Below are 1,308 nucleotides of genomic sequence, written 5' to 3'. Positions count from 1 at the left end.
CCGACCGCGGGGACCGCGACCGCCGCGACCCCGGCCGCCGCGCGGGCCCCCCGCCCCGGGGCCCGGGGGGGTCCGCGGGGGTGCCAAACTCGACCGCCCGCGCCCGCTCGGCGCCGCGCGCCACCTCGATCTGCGGGGCGTGGCACACGTCGAGCCACGCCAGATTGTTCGCCGCGACCTGCGCGGCTCCCACGTTCCCCGCCGTCGACGCGATGCCGAGCAACTCGGCGTCCGGGGAGGCGAGCAGATAGAGCAGCGCCAGCGAGTCGTCGATCCCGGTATCGACGTCCACGATGATCTTCTGCCGCACGCCCCGAGCCTAGTCACCGCCGGCCGGGGGAGCGGTCGGCGGGTGGGTGCGGGCGCGCCGACGGCGCCACCGGTCGCGGGCGGCGTGTCGCCGGTGGCGCCCCGCCCGGCGATGCGCGCCGGGCGAGGAGATCAGCGGGTGCGGACCGGCCAGGCCGGGGTGCCCGACCCCATCTGGGGCGCGGGCCACGCGTAGTCCGGGTACTCCGCCAGCGCGGGCGCCGCGGTCTGCACGTTGCCGTGCGAAACGACCGCGTGGCTGCTCGGCGGCGCGGGCGCCGGATGCTTGAGCGTGCGGCCCGGCGCGTTGAGCAGCCAGGAGGCGGTGCGTGCCAACGACACCCGCACGTCCCGGCCGACGCCGTCGTAGGTGTGCGCGGCCAGCGCGTCGATCACGCCCGCGGCCAGCAGGTATCCGGTGGCGTGGTCGAGGGCCTGGGCGGGCAGCGAACCCGGCACCTGCGGCGCGCCCTCCAGCACGGCGATGCCGGTGGCGGCCTGCACGATGCTGTCGAAGCCGCGTCGGGTGCTCCACGGGCCGGTCTCGCCCCATGCGCTGATCCTGGCGTGGATCAGGCCGCGGCGCACCGCGGTGATGAGCCCCGCGCTCTCCAGCGCGCCGGGACGGTAACCGGTCACCAGCACGTCGGCCTGGGCGAGCAGGTCGTGGAAGGCGACGGCATGGCTGCGCATGTCCATCAGCACCGAATGCTTGCCCTGGCAGGTGTCGGCGAACTGCCAGGGCAGCTCGGGTAGCCACGGCGCGTCGACCCGCAACACCTCCGCGCCGAGCAGCGCCAGCGTGCGGGTGGCCACCGGACCGGCGATCACCCTGGTCATGTCCAGCACGCGCACCCCGCGCAGCGGCTGGAAGGGGGTGGCCTCCGAGCGCAGCCGGGTGCCCGCGCGGTCCTCGCGCTGCTCGATGGAGACCAGCGGGCCCGCCGCGGCCTCGGCGGCCGGCGGGGGGGGCGCCCCGTACACCACCGGGGGCCCCCC

General features: G+C 77.1%; 2 protein-coding genes. Both read right to left on the bottom strand.

Annotation, left to right across the window (positions count from 1 at the left end):
* Nucleotides 1–310, bottom strand: a 310-nt coding sequence (locus QH283_RS00225) for a nucleoside hydrolase (RefSeq protein ID WP_280501002.1), incomplete at its 3' end; no start/stop codon positions are given.
* 131 nt (nt 311–441) lie between these two features.
* The coding region (locus QH283_RS00220) for a CoA transferase (RefSeq protein WP_280501001.1) at nt 442–1,308 on the bottom strand (867 nt) is incomplete at its 5' end.

Source organism: Nocardia farcinica (genome assembly GCF_029867845.1).
In the GTDB taxonomy this organism is placed as follows: Bacteria; Actinomycetota; Actinomycetes; order Mycobacteriales; family Mycobacteriaceae; genus Nocardia; species Nocardia farcinica_A.
Note: the sequence above shows the minus strand (reverse complement) of the source record. Positions and strands in the feature narration are given on the sequence as shown.